General features: G+C 27.5%; 23 protein-coding genes and 1 riboswitch. Of the genes, 20 read left to right on the forward strand and 3 right to left on the reverse strand.

Annotation, left to right across the window (positions count from 1 at the left end; translation table 11 throughout):
• Positions 1–58: 58 nt before the first annotated feature.
• From J2Z53_RS05925 to J2Z53_RS05935, 3 genes are all read left to right on the forward strand, one after another.
• A complete protein-coding gene (locus tag J2Z53_RS05925; RefSeq protein ID WP_209796437.1) occupies positions 59–2,812 on the forward strand; it encodes a polysaccharide lyase 8 family protein in 2,754 nt (917 codons plus the stop codon).
• A 154-nt stretch (positions 2,813–2,966) separates the two neighbouring features.
• A complete protein-coding gene (locus J2Z53_RS05930) occupies positions 2,967–3,197 on the forward strand; it encodes a TIGR04540 family protein (RefSeq protein ID WP_209796439.1) in 231 nt (76 codons plus the stop codon).
• 209 nt (positions 3,198–3,406) lie between these two features.
• Entirely contained in the window at positions 3,407–3,838 is a 432-nt protein-coding gene (locus tag J2Z53_RS05935; protein ID WP_209796440.1) for a hypothetical protein, read from the forward strand.
• Between the two features lie 108 nt (positions 3,839–3,946).
• Here J2Z53_RS05935 and J2Z53_RS05940 read toward each other — a convergent pair whose 3' ends face one another.
• Positions 3,947–4,450 carry a CarD family transcriptional regulator gene (locus J2Z53_RS05940; RefSeq protein WP_327786700.1) on the reverse strand — a complete coding sequence of 168 codons (504 nt, stop codon included), beginning with the start codon at positions 4,448–4,450 and terminating at the stop codon, positions 3,947–3,949.
• Positions 4,451–4,709: 259 nt separating this feature from the next.
• Here J2Z53_RS05940 and J2Z53_RS05945 point away from each other — a divergent pair, with 259 nt between their 5' ends.
• From J2Z53_RS05945 to J2Z53_RS06025, 17 genes are all read left to right on the forward strand, one after another.
• Entirely contained in the window at positions 4,710–5,048 is a 339-nt protein-coding gene (locus J2Z53_RS05945; protein ID WP_209796444.1) for a hypothetical protein, read from the forward strand.
• A gap of 93 nt (positions 5,049–5,141) precedes the next feature.
• A riboswitch (purine riboswitch) is annotated at positions 5,142–5,243 on the forward strand.
• Between the two features lie 114 nt (positions 5,244–5,357).
• Entirely contained in the window at positions 5,358–6,719 is a 1,362-nt protein-coding gene (locus tag J2Z53_RS05950) for a uracil-xanthine permease family protein (RefSeq protein WP_209796446.1), read from the forward strand.
• Positions 6,720–7,014: 295 nt separating this feature from the next.
• A complete protein-coding gene (kduI, locus tag J2Z53_RS05955) occupies positions 7,015–7,845 on the forward strand; it encodes a 5-dehydro-4-deoxy-D-glucuronate isomerase (protein ID WP_209796447.1) in 831 nt (276 codons plus the stop codon).
• Between the two features lie 23 nt (positions 7,846–7,868).
• A complete protein-coding gene (locus tag J2Z53_RS05960) occupies positions 7,869–9,059 on the forward strand; it encodes a glycoside hydrolase family 88 protein (protein ID WP_209796449.1) in 1,191 nt (396 codons plus the stop codon).
• A 13-nt stretch (positions 9,060–9,072) separates the two neighbouring features.
• A complete protein-coding gene (locus J2Z53_RS05965; RefSeq protein ID WP_209796451.1) occupies positions 9,073–9,567 on the forward strand; it encodes a PTS sugar transporter subunit IIB in 495 nt (164 codons plus the stop codon).
• 76 nt (positions 9,568–9,643) lie between these two features.
• Positions 9,644–10,438 (forward strand): PTS mannose/fructose/sorbose/N-acetylgalactosamine transporter subunit IIC, encoded by a 795-nt coding sequence (locus J2Z53_RS05970; RefSeq protein ID WP_209796453.1) that lies wholly within the window; start codon positions 9,644–9,646, stop codon positions 10,436–10,438.
• Positions 10,428–11,240: a PTS system mannose/fructose/sorbose family transporter subunit IID gene (locus J2Z53_RS05975; RefSeq protein WP_209796455.1), complete on the forward strand. Its 813-nt coding sequence runs from the start codon at positions 10,428–10,430 to the stop codon at positions 11,238–11,240. The genes J2Z53_RS05970 and J2Z53_RS05975 overlap by 11 nt, the downstream gene beginning before the upstream one ends.
• A gap of 45 nt (positions 11,241–11,285) precedes the next feature.
• Entirely contained in the window at positions 11,286–11,696 is a 411-nt protein-coding gene (locus J2Z53_RS05980) for a PTS sugar transporter subunit IIA (protein ID WP_209796458.1), read from the forward strand.
• 5 nt (positions 11,697–11,701) lie between these two features.
• Positions 11,702–11,986 (forward strand): preprotein translocase subunit YajC, encoded by a 285-nt coding sequence (yajC, locus tag J2Z53_RS05985; protein ID WP_209796459.1) that lies wholly within the window; start codon positions 11,702–11,704, stop codon positions 11,984–11,986.
• A 10-nt stretch (positions 11,987–11,996) separates the two neighbouring features.
• Entirely contained in the window at positions 11,997–12,776 is a 780-nt protein-coding gene (gene kduD / locus J2Z53_RS05990) for a 2-dehydro-3-deoxy-D-gluconate 5-dehydrogenase KduD (protein WP_234925791.1), read from the forward strand.
• 1 nt (position 12,777) lies between these two features.
• Positions 12,778–13,410, forward strand: a complete 633-nt coding sequence (locus J2Z53_RS05995) for a bifunctional 2-keto-4-hydroxyglutarate aldolase/2-keto-3-deoxy-6-phosphogluconate aldolase (protein ID WP_209796461.1) — start codon at positions 12,778–12,780, stop codon at positions 13,408–13,410.
• Positions 13,411–13,416: 6 nt separating this feature from the next.
• Complete coding sequence (locus J2Z53_RS06000; RefSeq protein WP_209796464.1) at positions 13,417–14,436, forward strand: sugar kinase; 1,020 nt, start codon at positions 13,417–13,419, stop codon at positions 14,434–14,436.
• Positions 14,437–14,524: 88 nt separating this feature from the next.
• Positions 14,525–16,528, forward strand: coding sequence for a heparinase II/III family protein (locus J2Z53_RS06005; protein ID WP_209796472.1), 2,004 nt, complete (start codon positions 14,525–14,527; stop codon positions 16,526–16,528).
• A gap of 41 nt (positions 16,529–16,569) precedes the next feature.
• Positions 16,570–17,577 carry a LacI family DNA-binding transcriptional regulator gene (locus J2Z53_RS06010; protein ID WP_209796474.1) on the forward strand — a complete coding sequence of 336 codons (1,008 nt, stop codon included), beginning with the start codon at positions 16,570–16,572 and terminating at the stop codon, positions 17,575–17,577.
• Between the two features lie 198 nt (positions 17,578–17,775).
• Positions 17,776–18,798 (forward strand): LacI family DNA-binding transcriptional regulator, encoded by a 1,023-nt coding sequence (locus J2Z53_RS06015; RefSeq protein WP_209796476.1) that lies wholly within the window; start codon positions 17,776–17,778, stop codon positions 18,796–18,798.
• 23 nt (positions 18,799–18,821) lie between these two features.
• A complete protein-coding gene (locus J2Z53_RS06020; RefSeq protein ID WP_209796477.1) occupies positions 18,822–19,304 on the forward strand; it encodes a flavodoxin family protein in 483 nt (160 codons plus the stop codon).
• A gap of 384 nt (positions 19,305–19,688) precedes the next feature.
• Positions 19,689–21,011 (forward strand): APC family permease, encoded by a 1,323-nt coding sequence (locus J2Z53_RS06025; RefSeq protein WP_209796479.1) that lies wholly within the window; start codon positions 19,689–19,691, stop codon positions 21,009–21,011.
• A 25-nt stretch (positions 21,012–21,036) separates the two neighbouring features.
• Here J2Z53_RS06025 and J2Z53_RS06030 read toward each other — a convergent pair whose 3' ends face one another.
• Positions 21,037–21,510 carry a threonine/serine exporter family protein gene (locus tag J2Z53_RS06030; protein WP_209796481.1) on the reverse strand — a complete coding sequence of 158 codons (474 nt, stop codon included), beginning with the start codon at positions 21,508–21,510 and terminating at the stop codon, positions 21,037–21,039.
• A 1-nt stretch (position 21,511) separates the two neighbouring features.
• Positions 21,512–22,276: a threonine/serine exporter family protein gene (locus J2Z53_RS06035; RefSeq protein ID WP_209796483.1), complete on the reverse strand. Its 765-nt coding sequence runs from the start codon at positions 22,274–22,276 to the stop codon at positions 21,512–21,514.
• Between the last annotated feature and the right edge of the window lie 40 nt (positions 22,277–22,316).

The following is a 22,316-nucleotide window of genomic DNA, read 5'->3' on the forward strand; positions in this document are numbered from 1 at the left end:
ATTTAAATATGTGATTAAAAAATTAACACAAAAATTAACAAAAGGGGATGGCTTTTTTATGAGGAAAAGCAAAGAAATAACAAAAATGTTAGTATTAACAGCTTTGGTTTCTACAATGACTGTAACAAGTGTTTTAGGAACTACTACTGTAAATGCGGCTACTTTAAATGGAAAAGATAAAAATATTTCTTCTCAAAAGGAAGAAGATCAAGGAAAAATAATCGAAAAGGTTAGGTTAAGATGGAAAAATGATTTAACTGGTGGGGACACAATTGATGTAAAAAATCCTGTTATAGCTAAAAAAATAGCTTCTTATGAAACACAAACTACTAAAGTTTTAGAAACTATGAATATGGATAAGCAAAAAAAATGGCTATGGAAAAATTATAGTAATTATAAAAAGAATCCAGCTGAAATAGTTAAAATGTTAGATAATGTAATAGCTATGGCAAAAGCTTATAACTTACCTAATAATAAGTATTATCATAATGAAGAACTTAAGAAAAAGATAATATATGCTTTAGATTGGATAAATGAAAACGCATACAATAACAAAGTTGAACAATATGGAAACTGGTGGGACTGGCAAATTGGTATACCAGGAAGATTAAATGATGCAGTCATATTAATGTATGATGATTTATCAGAAAAACAAATAAAAAATTATATGGATGCAATACAGAAATTTATACCAAGAATTGATCCAGGTGGTAAACATTTTACTGGAGCTAATCTAGCAGATACATGCCTAAATAAACTTCTTCAAGGAGTTATTTCAAAAGATCCAAAAAAAATAAAGGAAGCATCTGATGGTATTGTAAGTGTATTTAATTATGTTACTAATGGAGATGGATTTTATCCTGATGGTTCATATGTACAACATGGAGTAATAGCTTATACTGGATCTTATGGGGCTGTTTTGATAAACAAGGTTTCAAATTTAATGTATTTACTAGAAGGTACTCCATGGGCTATAAAGTCAAAAAATAAAGATAATATTTATAAATGGATATTTGATAGTTTTGATCCTATAGTTTATAAAGGATATGTTATGGATATGGTTTGTGGAAGATCAATATCAAGACCAAAGGATAATGGATATAATAAGACTTCTGGAATTATAGAAGGTATGATGAAACTTTCAATGATTTCAGATGAAGCTACATCAAGAAAAATATTAAGTTTAGTTAAAGAATGGGCTAATGAAGCGTCAAGTGTAATCGATTTTGGTACAAAGTTTAAGTCAATAAATTCAACAAATAAATTTTATAAGATGATGAAAGATAGTAGTATAGTACCAACAAAACAAGGAGATCATGATTATGAATTAAATATGATGGATAAAACTATTCATGAAAGAGCAAATTATTCATTGGCTATATCAAGAAGCTCAAGTAGAATAAGTAAATATGAGTTTATGAATAAAGAAAATTTAAAGCCTTGGTTCCAAGGAGATGGAATGACATATCTTTATAATAGTGATTTAACTCAATTCTCAGAAGATTTTTGGCCAACAGTAGATCCATATAGATTACCAGGAACAACTATAGATACAAGAAAAAGAGCTGACAAAAAAATACTTGAAGGAGTAGATCCAGCATCATCCCTTCAAGACCAAGTTTATTATGAACTTACAAATAGTAATTGGTCAGGAGGAAGTAGTCTTGGTAAATATGGAGTTTCAGGAATGAAAATAAGTAATAAACATGACGCATTAACTGCAAATAAATCTTGGTTTATGCTTGATGATGAAATTGTTGCATTAGGTTCAGGAATAACAGATAAAGATAACTATGGAGTAGAGACTATAGTAGAAAATAGAAAAATAAAGAAAGATGGATCAAATAAATTTGTTGTAAATGGAAAAACAGAAGTTAATTCTTTAGGAGATAAAGGAGAAGTAAAAAATGCTAAATGGGCTTATCTTCAAGGAAATAATAATGATTCAAGTATAGGATACTATTTCCCAAAAGGAGAAGATATTAATCTAATAAGGGATAAAAGAAATGGAAATTGGTTAGATATAAATAAAGGAAATGCTTCAATAGACAAGAAAGTATCAAATAATTATTTAACTATGTATATTAATCATGGCAAAGATATAAAAAATAAAGAATATAGTTACGTATTATTACCAGGGAAGTCAGAAAAGCAAGTTGAAGAATATTCAAAAAACTCTAAAATTGAAATTTTAAGAAATGATGATAAAGTAAGTGGAGTAAAGCATAATGGTTTAAATATAGAAGGGGCAAACTTCTGGGTAGATGGCAAAAACACATCAGGGTCAATAACTTCAAATAAAAAGTCATCAATAATTATTAAAGAGGATAAAGATAAAGTATTAAATATTGCAGTATCTGATCCTACATTTAAAGGAGATAAGATTTCAGTAGAAATAAATAAGCCAGGAGTTAAAGTTATTTCTAAAGATGATAGAATATCAAATGTAAAATTAAATGATGGAAAAATTTCCTTTGATGTAAATACTAAAGATGCTGGTGGAAGAAGTATTAATTTGGCTGTTAAATTAGATAATAATAAAAAACAAGATGACAAAGATGTTGTTTCTAAAAATGATAAAAATAAAGTAGAAAATAAAATTTCAAATAAATCTAATGGAGTAAAAGACAATAATAAGGTAAATGATTTAAAAAATAAAAATGATAAAACAAAAAAAGAAGTTAAAAACAAATCTTCAAACAAGATACTTCCAGCAACAGGAATTACAGCAGATATGGAAGGATTATTTGCAGCTGGAGCCTCATTAGTTGTAGCTGGAATTTCAATTTTAAAGAGGAAAAGAAACAGATAATAGATAATTTATAATAAAAATGTGTAGATATTTTCTACACATTTTTATTATAATATATTTACAGCATATATAAATTATTAATATAATAAATATGATATAATATTTATATTATTTATGACATAAAAAATTAAAATACAAAACAAAGGAGTACATTATGAGAGTAGTTTACAAAAATCCAAAAGAATTAGCAACTTGCTTAAAAGACTTAGTCGATCAATATTTAGATAATCTTATGACTTATGAAAAATTAAAAGATAAGATAACTAAAATTGTAAATGCTAATAAAAATAGTGTATATAAGGATGGTCATATGCCAGCTAAGCTAGCTAACATATTAGAGGATGAAAGAATAGAAATTATAGATAAAATAATGGCTGATAATTAAATTATAAGCTTATAATTAATACATATGGAAGATTAAGAAAAGCCTAAATTTATAAAAATATTTTTAAAATCTTCTTTTTTAATGTATAATAAACAAGCAAAGAAAAATAAATTAAGTGAGTATAATTGACTTCTTTTAAAGTTAGAGAAAATTATTTTAAATCCACTTAAGATTAAAGTATATATATTTGAAAGAAGGTAGAATTTAGTATGGCAAATATAAGAATATTCAATAAAAAAATCCAATGGGACGGGTTAAATTTAACTTGTGTAATGGAAAGATATTTAGACACTAATAATATGGCTTTAGAAGTTTATGATGAATATGGTGAATTTTACGAATGTATTACATTAGATTATAAAGAAAAATTACCTAAATCAAACAATGCTATTATAAATAATAGAAATGAATGTGAAGGTGTTTTAAATGCTTTAACAAATGCAAATGCAGCTAAAGTTGTTGGAAAAATTGATGTTAATCTTTTAATGAGAGATTTGGTAGTTGTTAATAGTAGAGAATTTAAGGAAATTGATGAAGACTTATTTTTAGACTTCGCAAAAAGTACTTTTATGGACTTAAATTCATTCTTAAACGATATAAATAAAAAAGATGAAGAAGAAGCAGTTGAAGTAACTGAATAATTATTTAACTAAAAAAAGCCTGTAGAATATTCTACAGGCTTTTTTTAGTTAAATAATAAATAAATATAATATTATATTTATTTTGAAATATTTTAATATTTACATAATCTATATTAAAGCAAGTGAACTATTTAATAAATCTGTTGCTTCATCATTAGATATATTTTTACTTAGTTTTATTTCATTAATTAAAAATTTCTTAGTAGTATTTAACATTTGTTTTTCACTTGTATTTAGATTATGATCCTTACTAATTGTTGTAAGGTCAGATACAACTTCAACAAAATCTTCCAGAGTACCAGACTTAAATTTTAAAGTATTGTTTTGTAATCGTATTTTACAATCATTACTAATTAGTTCTTCTAAGCTTTTAGTAAATTTAGTAATATTATTAAGAACTTTATCTAAGTGTTTAGAATCACTTATTAATCTTAAGTGACAAATTTCAGAACGATTAGCTGGAAGTAGAAGTTTTAGATTATTATTGATTAGATGTATTTTGTAATATTTTTGCAATTTACCAGAGAATTCTTTCTCTTCAATAACATCAATTATTCCTACACCTTGACTAGGATAAACAATTTTATCGCCTACATTAAACAAATAAAGCACCTCCAAATGTTCTTCTAATAACATTATAACATATATTTTGTAATTTGGCGAAATTATTATTTTATCATACTGAAATACCAATGTCAATTATATAGAAAAAGAAAATTTAATATATTTTAAAAGTAAGTTATTATCACATTTATAAAGATTAGTATAGAAATTTACATATAATATAATAAGAAAAGAAATACTTTTAATAATAGGATAATATGTTATATTAAGTGTATAAATAATTTTTTTTTTAGAGGAGATATTTATAATGAATGATAGTTATATTAATATAGTTGAAGCAGCAAAAGAATTAGGATTAAAAGTTAAATTAGTTACAGCTGTAAAATCTTTTGATACATACAATAGTTTTTTTAATATTTATGGGGAAGAAGAAGAACCTTGTAGAAGAATTGTAATATTAACATCTGATAGTGAAGTAGAAGAAGTTTATGATGAAGACCCTAGCAAGAAAATAAATAATATAGAAAATATTTCAGGCAATATATGGGTTAAAGAATTTCCATTAACTACTAACCCTAAAAATATTAAATTTGAAGATATACATATATTAAAAGAAGAAGTAGAAAAATTAAAGAAATTAAAATAAGTTAATTTAGATTAAACTTTAATTACATTAAATTTTATTTATATTACAACTTAAAAAAAATAATCCAAAAATAAATTTTTATGATATAATATAAAACATATCATAGAAACTGCTCGTATATCATCGGAAATATGGTCCGAAAGTTTCTACCTGCTAGCCGTAAATTAGCAGACTACGAGGAAGAAATAGTTTTAATAGTATATAATACATTATTAAAATCATTCGCCTCAAATTTAATTTGAGGTGTTTTTTTATACAAAATTAAAAATATGAGAGCAGTGATAAATATATTTTAAAGGAATGAAGTAGATGGAAAAAAGCAAAGAAAGTACTAATGAGTACAAACTTATTTATGGTATTAATGATAAGCCAAGCTTAGGAGCACAAATACTTTTGGGATTTCAAAATATTTTTGCAGCCTTTGGAGGAATTATTGCGGTACCACTTGTAATATCAAATGCACTAGGACTTAATGGAGTTATTTCAACAGCTTTACTTAGTGCTTCAATTTTAGCATCTGGAATTGCAACAGTTATACAATCAAGGGGCGTTGGTCCATTTGGAGCAAAGGTACCTTGTGTAATGGGGACGGATTTTACCTTTGTTGCACCTTCAATTGCAGTAGGTCAAGTTGCTGGAATTCCTGGAATAATTGGAGCTACTATATTAGGTTCTATATTAGAATTTGTATTAAGTTTTTTTATAAAACCTTTAATGAAATTATTTCCACCAATTGTTACAGGGACTGTTGTTTGTTTAATTGGATTAACTTTATTACCAGTTTCAATTGATTGGGCAGCTGGTGGAGTAGGAAGTTCAAATTATGGAGATTTAAAAAATGTTTCTATTGCAATTCTTGTATTAATAATAACATTACTTTTAAATAGATATGGAAAAGGAATGATAAGTAGTGCATCAATGCTTATAGGAATGGCTATAGGATATATTATATGTATTCCATTAGGAATGGTAGACTTTACTTTAGTGAAAGAATCAAGTTGGTTTGCATTTCCAAGTATTTTAGGATATGGAATGGAATTTAACATGAAATATGTATTAACATTTATACCAGCATATTTTGTTACTGTTATAGAAACAGTTGGATGTTTAGCATCAATATGTGAAGTAACAGAAATTAAAGCAGAAAACAAAATTATACAAAGGGGCGTACTTGCAGATGGAGTAGGAAGTTTAATTGCTGGATTTTTAGGTTCTTTCCCTAATACAACTTTTAGCCAAAATGTTGGATTAATTCCTCTTACTAAAAATGGTAGTAGATTTGTTGCTATGATGGCTGGAATAATTTTAGTATTACTTGGATTCTTTCCAAAATTTGCAGCACTTATAAATATTATGCCACAACCTGTTTTAGGTGGGGTAGGAATAGTAATGTTTGGAACAATAGCAGCAGCTGGTATAAAAACTTTAAGTGGAATAAAAATAAATAATAGAAATTTATTAATTATTGCAACTTCAATTGGATTAGGTCTTGGAGTTACATTTAGACCAGAGTTTATATCACATCTACCAGAAGGAATTAAAATGATTTTTTCATCAGGAATATCAACAGGAACTATTGTTGCACTTATTTTAAATAAAGTTCTTAAGGAAGAAAAAGAAGACCCTATGGTTGATATAATAAAAGAAAAAGAATTAGAAGAAAAAATATAAATAAAGTAAAAGCATAATAAAAATAAAACTCTAGGAAATTTAATCCTAGAGTTTTATTTGTTTTTTATATTTTTATATTTTTTAATAAGATTTAATCCTTTTTATTCCTTTAGATACAAATTATATATAAAAATTTGAAACGAATACATAAAATTAAAAAAATGAGACATAAATTTGAAAAAATATGAGTAATATATATTGACAATGTTTACAGAAGTAAATATAATATAGTCATAAGCTAAGTAAAACGGTTTATTAAAAACGGTTTACTAAGTATGGCTTTAAGGAGGATATTATGAATTATAGATATGCGAATCATCCAGAAGATTCAAAGAAATATAATACAGAAGAATTAAGAAAACATTATTTAGTTGAAGAGATATTTGTAGATGATAATATTGAATTAACTTATAGTCATGTTGATAGGATAATTTTTGGAGGTATTAAACCGGTTTATAAAGAATTAGTTCTTGAAGCAGGTAAAGGAATGGGAGTTGACTATTTCTTAGAGAGAAGAGAACTTGGATTAATAAATATAGGTGGATCTGCAATAGTAACTATTGATGGTGTTGAATATAAATTAAATAAAAGAGATGGATTATATGTAGGAAAAGGAAACAAAGAAGTTAAATTCAAATCAGTAAATCCAGAAGATCCAGCAAAATTATATGTAAATTCAGTTCCAGCTCACAAAGAATACAAAACTGTTAAGATTGAAATAGAAAAAGCTAATCCAGTTAGACTTGGAGATGCAAAAAGTCTTAATAAGAGAACAATATATCAATATGTTCATCCTAATGTATGTGAAAGCTGTCAATTATTAATGGGAATGACTGTATTAGAAGAAGGAAGTGCTTGGAATACAATGCCTTGCCATACTCATGAAAGAAGAATGGAGGTTTACTTCTATTTTGATATGGATGAAAATACAAGAGTATTCCACTTAATGGGTGAACCAACAGAAACAAGACACATTGTAATGAAGAATGAACAAGCAACAATATCACCAAGTTGGTCAATACATGCTGGAGTTGGTACAAGCAACTATACATTCATTTGGGGAATGTGTGGAGAAAACCAAACATTTGATGATATGGACCATATATCAATGGATACATTAAAATAATAGCTTAATTGTAGGAGAGAGATATGATTAAAAATATAAATGTTGAACCAATCAAAAAGAAAGAAGAATTTTTAAATACAAAGCTCCTAACAAAAAGTGAAGTTAAACAAGCTATAGATAAAGTTATTAAGCAAATTGATATGAATATTGGATACTTTAAAGATAAGTTCCCATATTCAGCAACAAAAGAAAACAAATATCCAATTATTGAAAATATAGAATGGACAGATGGTTTCTGGACTGGTTTATTATGGCTTGCTTACGAATATACAGGAGAAAATAAATATAAAGAACTTGCAGAAAAAAATGTTTTATCATTTAAAAACAGAGTAGATAAGGATATTGAACTAGACCATCATGATTTAGGATTCCTTTATTCATTATCTTGTGTTAGTGCTTATAAATTAACAGGTTCAGAGATAGCAAAGGAAGCTTCAATAAAAGCAGCAGATAAACTTATTACAAGATATCAAGAAAAAGGAAAGTTTATTCAAGCTTGGGGAGAATTAGGCAATAAAGATCATTATAGATTTATAATAGATTGCTTATTAAATATTCCTTTATTATATTGGGCAACAGATGTAACAAATAATGAGAAATATAGACAAGTTGCTGAAAACCATTTCGAAACAGCTTGTAATTATGTAATTAGAGATGATGCTTCAGCTTTCCATACTTTTTATATGAATCCAGAAGATGGTTCACCTGTTAAAGGTGTTACTAGACAAGGATATAGTGATGATTCAGCTTGGGCAAGAGGACAAGCTTGGGGAATATATGGAATACCATTAAATTATAAGAGTACAAGAAATGGACATGCTTTTAATCTTTATAAGGGAATGACAAATTACTTCTTAAATAGATTACCAAAAGATAATATTTGTTATTGGGATTTAATATTTAATGATGGAGATGAACAATCAAGAGACTCATCAGCAGCTGCAATAGCAGTATGTGGTATGCATGAAATGAATAAGTATCTTCCAGAAGTTGATGCTGATAAGGAAGTTTACAAATATGCAATGCATACAATATTAAGATCATTAATAGAAAATTATACAAACCCTAATATTGGAGAAGGCGAACCTGCTTTATTACATGGAGTTTACTCATGGCACTCAGGCAAAGGAGTAGATGAAGGTAATATATGGGGAGATTATTATTACTTAGAAGCTTTAATAAGATTTTATACAGACTGGGAATTATATTGGTAGAGGAGAGATATAAATGAATACACCAAATATTGAAATGATGAGAGTAGATGAAAGACTAATTCATGGACAAGGTCAAATGTGGTTAAATGCATTAGGCGTTAATACAGTAATTGTTGCTAATGATGAAGCTAGTACTGATAAAATCCAACAAACTTTAATGAAAACAGTTGTACCAAAGTCAGTTGCAATGAGATTTTTCTCAATACAACATACTTGTGATGTAATATTTAAAGCATCACCAAAACAAAAAATGTTTATAGTTTGTAAGACACCAGAAGATGCATTAAGATTAGTTGAAGGCGGAGTTCCAGTTAAAGAAATAAACTTAGGAAATATCCATAATGCTGAAGGAAAAGAACAAATTACTCGTTCAATTTATTTAGGAAAAGAAGATAAAAAGGCCCTTAAAGAATTATCAGAAAAATATGGTATTATATTTAATACAAAAACTACACCATCAGGAAATGACGGAGCAGTTCAAGTAGATATAACAAAATATTTAGATTAATTTAATATGAAAAAATCCTCCTAAAAGAAAATTTTAGGAGGTAATATAAACATAATTTATTATGGGAGGTATAATAATGGAAATATCAATTTTTCAATGTACTTTGATAGGCTTATGGACAGCATTTTGTTTATCTGGTATGTTATTAGGTATTTATACAAATCGATGTATTATTTTATCATTTGGAGTAGGAATTATTCTTGGTGATATTCCTACTGGACTTGCAATGGGGGCCGTTGGTGAACTTGCATTTATGGGATTCGGAGTTGGAGCAGGTGGAACAGTTCCTCCAAATCCAATGGGACCTGGAATAGTAGGTGCAATAATGGCAATAACTATGAAAGGACAAGGAATGACTCCAGGAACAGCTCTTGCATTATCATTCCCATTTGCAGTAGCATTCCAATTTTTAATTACAGCAACTTATACTTTTGCAACAGGATTAACTGCTTTTGCAAGTAAAGGTTTAGAAAAGAAAAACTTTAAGGAATTTAGAATAGCAGCAAATGCAACTGTAGTAGTATTTGCAATTGTAGGATTTATAATAGGATTCGCAGGTGCATACAGTGCAGAAGGCTTAAAGATGGTAATTGAACTTATACCAGCATGGCTTATAACAGGACTTTCAGTTGCAGGTAAAATGTTACCAGCAGTAGGATTTGCAATGATTTTATCAGTTATGGCAAAGACAGAATTAATACCATTTGTATTACTTGGATATATAGCAGTAGCTTACTTACATCTACCAGTAATGGGAGTAGCTTTCATTGGAACAATGTTCGCTTTAATGGAATACTTCAGAATTAAACACAGTGGTGGATCAAATGGAGGAAATGAAGAAGAGGAGGTTGTATTTGAAGATGGCATCTAATAGAGTTTTAAAAAAGAGTGATTACGTTAAAACATCCCTAAGATCATATTTCTTACAAAATGGATTTAACTATGGAAATTATCAAGGACTTGGATATGCAAATGTTTTATATCCAGCTTTAAAGAAAATATATAAAAATAATGAGGATGGCTTAAAGGAAACTTTAAATGATAATGTTGAGTTTTTCAATTCAAACCCACACTTCTTACCATTTATAACAAGTTTACACCTAGTAATGCTTGAATCAGACACACCTGCTGATGAAATCAGAGGTATAAAAATGGCACTTATGGGACCACTATCTGGTATAGGTGATTCCTTATCACAATTCTGTTTAGCACCACTTTTCTCAACAATTGCAGCATCATTAGCTCAAGACGGATTAGTAGCAGGACCATTACTATTCTTCTTAGCAATGAATGGTATATTACTTACAATTAAGTTGTTAACCGGTTTATGGGGATATAAATTAGGAACAAGCGTTATTGAAACTTTAAGTGAAAAGATGGGAGAAATCTCAAAAATCGCTAGTATGATAGGTGTTACAGTTATTTCAGGACTTGCAGTATCATTTGTTAAAATTTCAATTCCAATTAAATATGCAGCAGCAATGCCAGACGGAAAAGAAAAAATAGTTTCTATTCAAGAAATGATAGATAAAATAGCACCAGCATTATTACCAGCATTATTTACAATTTTAGTTTTCTACTTAATTAAAAAACGTAAATGGACAACTTACCATGTTGTAGGATTAACAATTGTATTAGGAGTTGTAGGATCAGCTCTAGGATTAATAGCATAATAAGAAAAAAATAACACACTAGTAGTAGATAGAGAGGTAAAATATATGAAGATTTTAATTGTAGGACATGGGGAATACCCAACAGGAATAAAGTCAGCTATAAAATTATTAACAGGAGTAGATGAAAATATAGATGCGATAAACTTAAATGAAAGTTTAACACATGAACAATTCACTCAAAAGGTAAATGAATATGTTAAAGAAAATAAGGATTTAATAATTTTTGCTGATATTACAGGGGGAGCACCTTTCCAAATAACTTCAAGAGAAGTACTTTTAAACGAAGAAAGTGACAATCAATATGTAATAGGTGGAGTATCAGTTGGATGTATACTTGATATAGTTATGAAAACAGTAGTTATTAGTACTGATGAAGATATTAGAGAAACAATTGAATCTTCATTAGAAGGAATTAGAGATATGGCATCAGTTATCTGCAGAAAGGACTTAGCTTAAATAATATGGATAATAAATTAATTTTTTGGTTAATAATATTATTTGCAGCTTATCCATTAGTAGTTTTTATGATTATGCCATTAATAAACAAAAAAAGAATGGCCAAACAAGGGGAAGAGAGAGAAAAAGCTCTCTCTTCTTTAAAAATAGGGGATAAGATAGTAACTATATCAGGAATTTATGGAAGAATAAGAGGAATAAATAAAAACATAGTAAAGCTTGAAATAGCAGAAAAAACAGTAATAGAAATAGACAAAGCTAGTATAATTGGAGCTTTAAAGGAACAATAGGAGGTTTATTATGAACAATTTAAAAGAATTTTCATTAGATTTTTTCAATTTAAAAGGTAAGGTAGCTATAGTTACTGGTGGAAATACTGGACTTGGAATGGCCTATGCTGAAGCATTAGCAAAGTCAGGAGCAGATTTATTAGTAACTTCATTTGATGATAATATACAAGAAGTAAAGGAATTAGTTGAAGGTGCAGGAAGAAAAATAGTTTTTGTTAAAGGAGATTTAACTAAAAAGGAAACTATTAATGAAGTAGTTGACACATGTTTAAAAGAATATGGAAAAATAGATATATTAGTTAATAATGCTGGAACAATTAGAAGAGCACCTTTACTTGAGTATAAGGATGAAGATTGGGAAGCAGTTATGAATATTAACTTAAACGCTGTTTATTATCTTTCAAGAAAAGTTGCTAAGATAATGGTAGAACAAGGTCATGGAAAAATAATTAATATAGCTTCAATGCTATCATTCCAAGGAGGAAAATTTGTACCACCTTATACAGCTTCAAAACATGGAGTTGTTGGAATCACTCGTGCTTTTGCTAATGAGTTAGCAGCGCATAATGTACAAATAAACGCTATTGCACCAGGATATATTAAGACAGCTAACACAGCACCAATTAGAGCTGATGAAAAGAGAAATGCTGAAATACTTGGAAGAATTCCAGCAGAAAGATGGGGAGAAGTTTCAGACCTTATGGGAACAGTAGTATTTTTATCAAGTAAAGCATCAGATTATATAAACGGACATGTTATAGCTGTAGATGGTGGATGGTTAGTAAGATAGTATGATTAAGAAGATTAGTAGATTAAATAGTATAGAAAAGGAAGCTTTCGTATTAGTTTTAAGAGCTGATACTGCAAAAGAAGGAATAGATGTAGCTAAAGCAGCTATAGATGGTGGATGTAAAGTAATAGAAGTAACATTTACAATTAAAGATGCAGATGAAGTAATAAAAACTTTAGTTAGTGATAAAAATGAAGATGTTGTAATTGGAGCAGGAACTGTACTTGATGCAGAAACGGCTAGAGTTGCAATATTAAAAGGTGCTGAATTTATTGTAAGTCCATGTTTTAGTAAGGAAACTGCAATAATGTGTAATAGATATGGAGTTCCATATATACCTGGATGTTTTACAGTTAAAGAAATTGTAGAAGCTAGAGAATGTGGATCAGATATTGTTAAGTTATTCCCAGGATCTGCCTTTAAACCTTCAATAATTAAAGATATTAAGGCGCCAATTAAAGATATTGGAGTTATGGTATCTGGTGGTGTTTCTTATGATAATATTAGTGAATGGTTTAAGTATGGAGCAGAAGTTGTTAGTATAGGAAGTGCTATAACAAAATTAAAAGATCCTGAAAAAATTAAAAAAGAAACAGAAAAATATATAAAATTAGTAAAAGATATAAAGAGGTAATTAAAGATGAGAAAGGTTTTAGTTTTAGGAGAATTACTAATGAGATTAACTCCACCTAATAATTTAAAATTAGATCAAGCTACAAACCTTGACATATGTTTTGGCGGAGCAGAAGCTAATGTAGCAATTGGTCTTAAAAATTTAGGGATAAAAACTAGTATGATATCAGCAGTACCCGATAATGCAATAGGAAATTCAGCAAAAGCCTTTCTTATGTCATATGGGGTTAACTGTGATAATATAGTTACAAAAGGAAAGAGGCTTGGACTATATTATTATGAAGAAGGATATGGTGCACGAAGTGCAAATGTAATTTATGATAGAGAAAATTCTTCAATTACTGAGTTAAATGAAGATGATTTTAATTTTGATTGTATATTCAAAGATGTAGATCTTCTTCATGTTTCAGGAATAACTTTTGGACTTGGGGAAAATACAAGAAAATTAGCAACTAAAATTGTTGAGGAAGCTAAGAAAAGAAAAATTAAAGTTAGTGTAGATTTAAATTATAGAACTAAGCTATTTAAAGATTATGATGAATTTGTTAAAATATTAGAACCTATAGTTAAAGATAGCTATGTATGTTTTGGATGGATTACAGAGGATACAAAGAATTTTAAATTATTAGATCCTTCAAAAGATTCAGTTACTGATTCAGATTTAAAAGAAAAATTTAGATATATGACTGAAAAACTTAAAGTTAAATATGTAGCTACAACACTTAGAAATGCAAATTCACTAAATATTCATTCTTTAACAGGAATATTATTTGCAGATGGAGAAATTTATAGATCATCAAAATATGAATTCCAAATGCTTTCAAGAATTGGTGGTGGAGATGCTTTTGCAACAGGAATTATTAGAAAGTTATTAGACAATAATGTAAAAGATAAAAATGAGATTGTTGAATTTGGAATAGCTACAGCAGTTTTAAAGCATGCACAAAAAGGTGATGTAAGCCTAGCAAAGCTTGATGAAGTAAATAATTTAATTAGCAATAAAAATTTAGGTAGTGTAAATAGGTAAGTTCTAGCTAGAAAAGCTGTAAGCAAGGAAACTTGTTTACAGCTTTTTCTAAATTATAAATAATATAAAAGTTTAGGAGGATTTATATATGAGAAAATATGGTGACGAAATAAGAATTTTAAAAGATAGAGTTGAAAATTACTTTAATGAATATGATAAAAAATTCGTTATTGATTATATAGAAAAAAATACAAAGAGAGAATATGAAAAAAAGTTAATAGGAGCAAATCTTTTACTTAACAATTCATTTGTATTTGATAATACTTGGGATATGGAACAATGTAACATTCCATATAGAATAGATCCATTTAATTGGAACTATACTCCAAATGGTGATAATGAGTGGATATTTATGCTTAATAGGCATGAATATTTAAATAAACTTTTAATGGCTTATTATATAGAAAAAGATGAAAAATATATTGAAAAATTAAAATGGTTTATATTTAATTGGATAGATAATAATGAAATTACTATAAAAGGTGGAAATACAATAAGAACTATAGATACAGGAATAAGATGTTTAGCTTGGATAGAATTATTAATTCATTTAATAAGCGAAAATAAGTTAAGTGATGATGAAATATTAAAAATAGTACTAAGTATAAAAGAGCAAGTTAAATATTTAAAAGATGCTTATATTGGTAAGTATACATTAAGTAACTGGGGAGTTTTACAAACTACTTCAATAGTAGCTATATATTTATGGCTTGATGAATTTTTTGAAGATAAGGAACTTAAAAAATGGGCAGAAAGTGAATTATATACTCAAATAGAAATGCAAGTATTTGATGATGGATCTCATTGGGAACAATCTTTAATGTATCATGTGGAAGTTATAAATTGTTCAATGAAGCTTATTAATTATAGTCAAAAATTAAATTCAAAATTAGATGAAGATTTTAATAAAAAAATTAATAGCATGATTGAGTATTTAATGTATTCAAAAGCTCCAAACTCAAGTCAAGAAGCACAAGGAGATAGCGATGTAACAGATGTTAGAGATGTTATAGTTAAAGGTGCAGTTTTATTTAATAATGAACTTTTAAAAGGGGCAGCCTTTAAAGATATGGATTTAATGAGTATATGGTCTTTAGGGAAAAAAGGCTATGAAAAATTTAATAGGATAAATAAAAGAGAGCCAGAGGAAATAAATAAAATATTCAAAGATTCAGGAAATATTTATTTAAGAGATAGTTTTAATGAAAATAGTAATTTTACTTATCTTCAAAATGGGACATTAGGAAGTAGTCATGGTCATGTAGATTTAGGTCATATATCAATTCATCATAATGGTAAATCATATATAGTTGATTGCGGTAGATATACTTATGTAGAGGAAGATCCATTAAGAGAATATTTAAAATCTTATAAAGCACATAATGTTTGTGTTATAGATAGAGATCCTCATGGAGTTCCAAATAAATCATGGAGCTATCATAGTTATGGCGACGTTATGAAAAATTATTTTGAAAGTAAAGATGGAATAAGTTATGTTGAAATGCCTTATACATCTACATTAAAGGATGGAACACCTTATTTAATAAATAGGAAGGTATTATATATAAATAAGGGGATTTGGTTAATTGTAAATGATGTAAAGTGTAGTGGTAATCATATTTTAGAAAGTATATATAACTTGGATAATAAAGTTAATGTTTCAATTAATGAAAAAGAAGTTTCATTAGATAATAATGGAGATATTTTAAAGTTATATAGTAAAGAAATATTTGAAAGAAAAAATGGACTAATATCAAAATGTTATAATGAAATTACTAATAATTCAAAAATAGTAAAAAAAATAAAATTCAACAATTTTAATGTGAATTATGATATCATTATAAATAGTCCTATAAAAATCAAGAGTGGACAAATACATCAATTTAATAATTTGGAGAAAATAGATGAAGATTTAGTTATAGTAAAAGAATTTGTCATATCTGATAATGAAGAATATATTGTTATAGTATTCAATAAAGAAACTTATAAAGGAGGAAAAATTTATTATTATAAGGATGTTCCTATTTATGGAAAAGTTGTAGTTCTTCATAAAATTGGAGAAACTTACACTAGAATTAGGATGAAATCTTAATAATTTATAAAGGACAGTAAACCGATTTAGGAGTGAATATAATGAAAAAGGTGACAATTAAAGACATAGCAGACATGGCAGGAACTTCAAAGACAACTGTATCTTTTTATTTAAATGGAAAGTTTGAAAAAATGTCTGCGGAAACAAAATATAAAATTGAGGAAGTTATAAAAAAGACAAATTATAGCCCAAGTATTGTGGCTAGAAGTTTAACCTCTAAAAAAATGAACTTAATAGGCGTTGTGGTTGCTGACATATGCAATCCATTTAGTAGCACTATAGTAAAAGGAATAGATAAGGTAGCAAGAAAAGAAGATTATCAAATAATAGTTGGAAGCAGTAACTTTGATTTTAAATATGAAGAAGAATATATCAACAGAATGTTAGATATGGGAGCAGATGGATTTATAGTTCAAGCTACGGCAAAATTTTCAAGGCTTATAGATAAAATAAAGGCTAGAGGAAAGAAATTAGTATTACTAGACTCTGTTGATGAGGAGTTTAAAGGTAATTTCGTTAAAACAAATAATTATAATATTACAAGTGAGGCAGTAAAAAAATTAGTTCAAAAGGGATATAATAATTTTACTCTTATAACAGAAGATCCAAATCTTTTAATGGCTAGACTTGAAAGAAAAAATGGATTTATAGATACATTAGAAAAACTTAATATAAACTATTCAGTTGAAGTAATAGATAATAATATTGAATCAAATGATATAGAGAAGGCTGTAAATAACAATTTGGATTTAAGTAAAAAGAATTTAATCTTTGCTATTAATGGAAAGGTTCTTCAAAGAACTTATGATTATATAAAAACTCAAGAATTTGATATACCAAATGATGTAGGATTAATAGGATTTGATGATTGGGAGTGGACTAGATATGCAACCCCTACAATTAGTACAATATCTCAACCTACATATGAAGAAGGAAAATATGCAGCAAGGATTTTAATTGATATGATAGAAGAATGTAAAGAGGATTCTAAGTCGTTAATTTTTCCTTGTAATATTAATTGGAATGAATCAACTAACCTAACAAAATAAAATTTAGGTTTACAAAATAAGAATACATTAGGATAAATAATTCATTTAGAAAGTAATCTAGAAAATTTACTGAAAAATTAATTTATTTTAAGCTAAAAGCTATGGATTTAAGATTATTTTTTAATTCATAGCTTTTTTTATAGCTGTACCTAAAATAACTTAATGGTTGTTATAAATTTTTTTGAAAAGAGGAGTGTAATGAAAAATATAACAATAAAAGATATAGCTAATATGGCAGGAACTTCAAAAACTACAATATCATTTTATCTAAATGGAAAAAGTGATAGAATGTCTTCAGAAACAAGACTTAAAATAGAGCAAATTATAAGAGAAACAGGTTATAGTCCAAGTTTTGTTGCAAGATCATTAACATATAAGAAAACTAATTTAATAGGAGTTATAGTTGCTGATATATGTAATCCTTTTAGTAGTGCTATAGTAAAAGAGATTGATATGGCTGCAAGAAAAGAAGGTTATCAAATAATTGTAGGAAGTAGCAAATTTGATTTTAATAATGAAGAGAAATATATAAATAGAATGTTAGATATGGGTGTTGATGGATTTATAATTCAAGGTACTAGAAAAATAGCTACTCTTATAGATAAAATAAGAGAACGAGGAAAAAAGCTTTTATTACTAAATTCTGTAGATAATAATTTTGAAGGAACTTTTGTTAAAATAAATAATTTTGATATTACAAGAGAAGCAATAGAGAAACTTGTAACTAAAGGATATAATAATTTTGTTTTATTAACAGAAAATCCTAAAATTTCAATGCCTATATGGGAAAGAAAAAAAGCCTTTATAGAAACTTTAGAAAGACTTAAAATTAATTATAAAGTAGAAATAATTAACGAAGAAATAAAAAGAGAAGATATAAATAAAGCAATAGATAGAGCATTAAATCCAGGAAGTAAAAATTTAATATTTACTGTAGATGGGGAAATACTTCAAAAGGCTTATGATTATATAATATATAAAAAATTAGATATACCAAATGAAGTAGGAATATTAGGGTTTGAAGATCGTAGATGGACATACTATGCTAATCCATCAGTTACTACTATATCTCAACCAATTTATGAAGAAGGAAGATATGTAGCAAGAACTTTAATTAATATGATAGAAGAAAATAAAGAATCTTTAAAGTCCTTTATTTTTTCCTGTAATATTAGTTGGAATGAGTCAACTAATTTAAGAACAAGTAATATTGAAAACTAAAGACAAATATAAGGAGGATAATTATGAAAGTATCAATTTTGTATTATTCACAAAGTGGAAAAACTAAAAAATTAGGAGAAATTATTAAAAGAGGCTTAGAGAAAGTAGATGATATAGAAGTTAAGTGTATGTCAATTGATTGTATTGATATGAAATTTTTAGATGAAAGTAAGGGAGTAATATTTGGAACACCTACATATTTAGCAAATACTACATGGCAGATAAAAAAGTGGCTTGATGAATCTCATAATATAAATTTAGGTGGAAAACTTGGAGCTGTATATGGAACAGCTAATTATATATGGGGTGGAGCAGATAATGCATTACTTACTTTAATAAATCACTTAATGGTAAAGGGAATGCTTGTTTATTCAGGAGGATCTTCTCTTGGAAGACCATTTTTTCACTTAGGATATGTAAGTGTAAATGGAGTTAATGATGATGATTTAGAAACTCCTATGATTTTTGGAGAGAGAATAGGGAAGAAAGTTAAAGAGTTATTCTAATATAGAAATTTAATAAAAAAGCAAAATAATATATAGTAAAAGTATTTTAAATAGTAAGCATTATTTGAATAAAAGATGCAATTTAGTGTTTAAATAAAATATTATAGAAATATATTTTTAAATTTATTATTTTGCTTTTTTATTTATTATTAATATTGATATTTAAATATATATTAATATATTTAAAAGTTAAATTAAAATTAAATAATGAATAAACGGTTACAAATTTTAAAAATATTTGACATTTTTCGAAAATTTGTATACAATTACAGAGACTAAAATATTAGTGGGGTAATATAGATATTTGTATTGTAAGATAATTAGCTTAAAGTTAAAAAATAACTTTTAAGCTTATTTTTTTACTCTAAAAATTAGGAGGGAAACATGGAGGAAAAAAATTTAAAAAAAGAGATTAGCCTATTTATGGCTACTATGCTTGTTTGTGGGAATATGATAGGTTCAGGAGTGTTTATGCTTCCTGCTACATTAGCACAACTTTCAGGTCCACTAGCTACAATAGTTGCTTGGATTTTGACATCAGCAGGATCAATATTAATTGCTATATCATTTGCAAATTTAGGTTCAAAATACCCTACAACAGGAGGTGCCTACCAATATACCAAATTAGCTTTTGGAGAATTTGCAGGATTTTTAAGTGCTTGGCTTTATTGGAATGGTTCATGGATAGGAAATGCAGCTATAATAGTAGCCCTTTCAAGTTATAGTGCAGCAGTTATTCCAGCACTTAGAGATCCAATGGTTTCAATAATATATACAAGTATAATTTTGTGGTTTTTTACCATAATAAATATTATAGGGGTTAAAAAAGCAGGTAAACTTCAAACTTTAGCAACAGTATTTAAAATTGCATTTTTTGCAATATTTATAGTAGTTGCCTTTTTAAATTTTGATATTTCAAATATAACACCGTTAATTCCAGAAGGTAAGGGCTTGTCTACTATTTCACTAGCTGCAACTTCAACTCTTTGGGCGTTTGTAGGACTTGAGAGTGCGACAGTAACTGCTGGAGAAATAAAAAATCCAGAAAAAAATGTTAAAAAGAGTACAATTTATGGAATGATAATTGCAGCTATAATTTATATGCTAATTAGTATAGCAAGTATGGGTGCAATGTCAAATGGAGAACTTGCAAATAGTCAAGCACCTCTTACAGATATATTAACTAAAATATTAGGTAGTTCAATTGGTAAGCCAATTACAATTGCAGTTGTTATATGTATATTAGGAACAACTATAGGATGGCTTCTTTCAACAGCACGTGTTGCCTTTGCGGCAGGAGAAGATGGAGTATTTCCAAAATTTTTTGGTAAACTTCATCCAAAGTATGGAACACCAGCAAATGCTTTAATAACTGGATCAATATTAGTAAATATACTTTTAATTATGAATTTTCAAAAAAGTATGGTATCTGCCTTTACATTTATAACTATACTTGCAACACTTTCATTTTTACCAATATATCTTTTAACATCAGCAGCAGATATAATGTTAATGTTTAAGGGAGTAAAAGAATTTAATTTTAAGATTTTTATAACAAAAGGTATAGTTCCAATATTAGCTTTTATATATTCAATTTGGACAATATATGGATCAGGAGCAGAGACTGTAATGTGGGGATTTATATTAATGTTAATAGGAGTTCCATTTTATATTTATAATCATCATAAAAATAAAACAATACAATAATAAAAAAAAGCTTGAGAAAATTTTCTCAAGCTTTTTTTATTTTTTCTTTTTCAATTTTTTTCTTTCTTAGAGCTTTTACTGAATAGTATTGTCTTGTTATAGTGGAAACAAATATAACGCCAAGAGCTAAGGCTCCAGCACTTGCAAGAGTATTAAGACCAAGTTGAAGTGACTTCATAATATCTCCAGTTACAGCTTCATACATTGTATAATACATACCTGAACCTGGAACTAAAGGGATTAGAGCACAAATAACAAGTGTTGTTACTGGAGTTTTTAATTTTCTTGCAAGTATTTCTGAGTAAGTACTAAATACAACAGCTGATAAGAAAAAAGATGTTGTATTTGAAAAATGTACTTCAAGACCTAAAGCATATATAAACCAGCTTAGCCCACCACCTATAGAAGCAAAAATTAAGTTTTTCCCATGAATATTAAAAATGATTCCAAATCCTAAAGTTGCAATAATTGAATATATAGTTTGTAAAAGTAATTTCATACTAAATACCTCCTAAAACCTTAAGCCAAAAGCTAATAACTCCTCCAGTTCCAACGGCAATTGCAATTGCAACCATAAAAGCTTCACTAGCTTTTGTTATTCCAGCAAGGTAATCTCCTGCAATAGTATCTCTTATAGCATTTGTAATTGCAAGTCCTGGAACTAAAATCATTATAGCACCTATTATAGTTTCATCAATATTTGTTATAAAACCTAAGTTTAAAAATAATATTGAGAAAGCAGCTGAAGTTCCAGCACATATACAATTTATGAAAAAATCATTAATAGACATTTTACCAAATAAATCAAAGAGATATTTTATAAAACCTCCAATAAAAAAAGCAGCAATTAAATCTCTAAAAGTTCCACCAAAGAGTATTGCAAAAAAACCTGCAGCACAACCAGCACAAAGCAATGTAACTGCTAAAGAATATCTTGGCATTTTATCTATATTATTAAGTTCTTTATTTATTGAATCGAAAGAAGGGTGAAAAGTTGCAATTCTTCTAGATAAGTCATTAACTTGTTCTATTTTGTGTAAGTTTACTCCTCTTATGTGAACTCTTTTAACTAATGAATAAGTATGTTTATTATAGGATATAGAAACCATTATTCCCGTTGGAGTAACAAAACTATTTGCTTCATCAATTTCATAGGATTGACATATTCTGCAAATTGTTTCTTCCACTCTATATATTTCAGCTCCACTTTGAAGCATTATCATACCTGCATATGTAGCTAGGTGAAGTAGTCTGTTTACATCCAAAATATCCCCTCCTAAAAGTAATTTTGACATTAGTATTATA

The organism is Clostridium moniliforme (genome assembly GCF_017873235.1).
GTDB classification, from domain to species: Bacteria; Bacillota; Clostridia; order Clostridiales; family Clostridiaceae; genus Clostridium; species Clostridium moniliforme.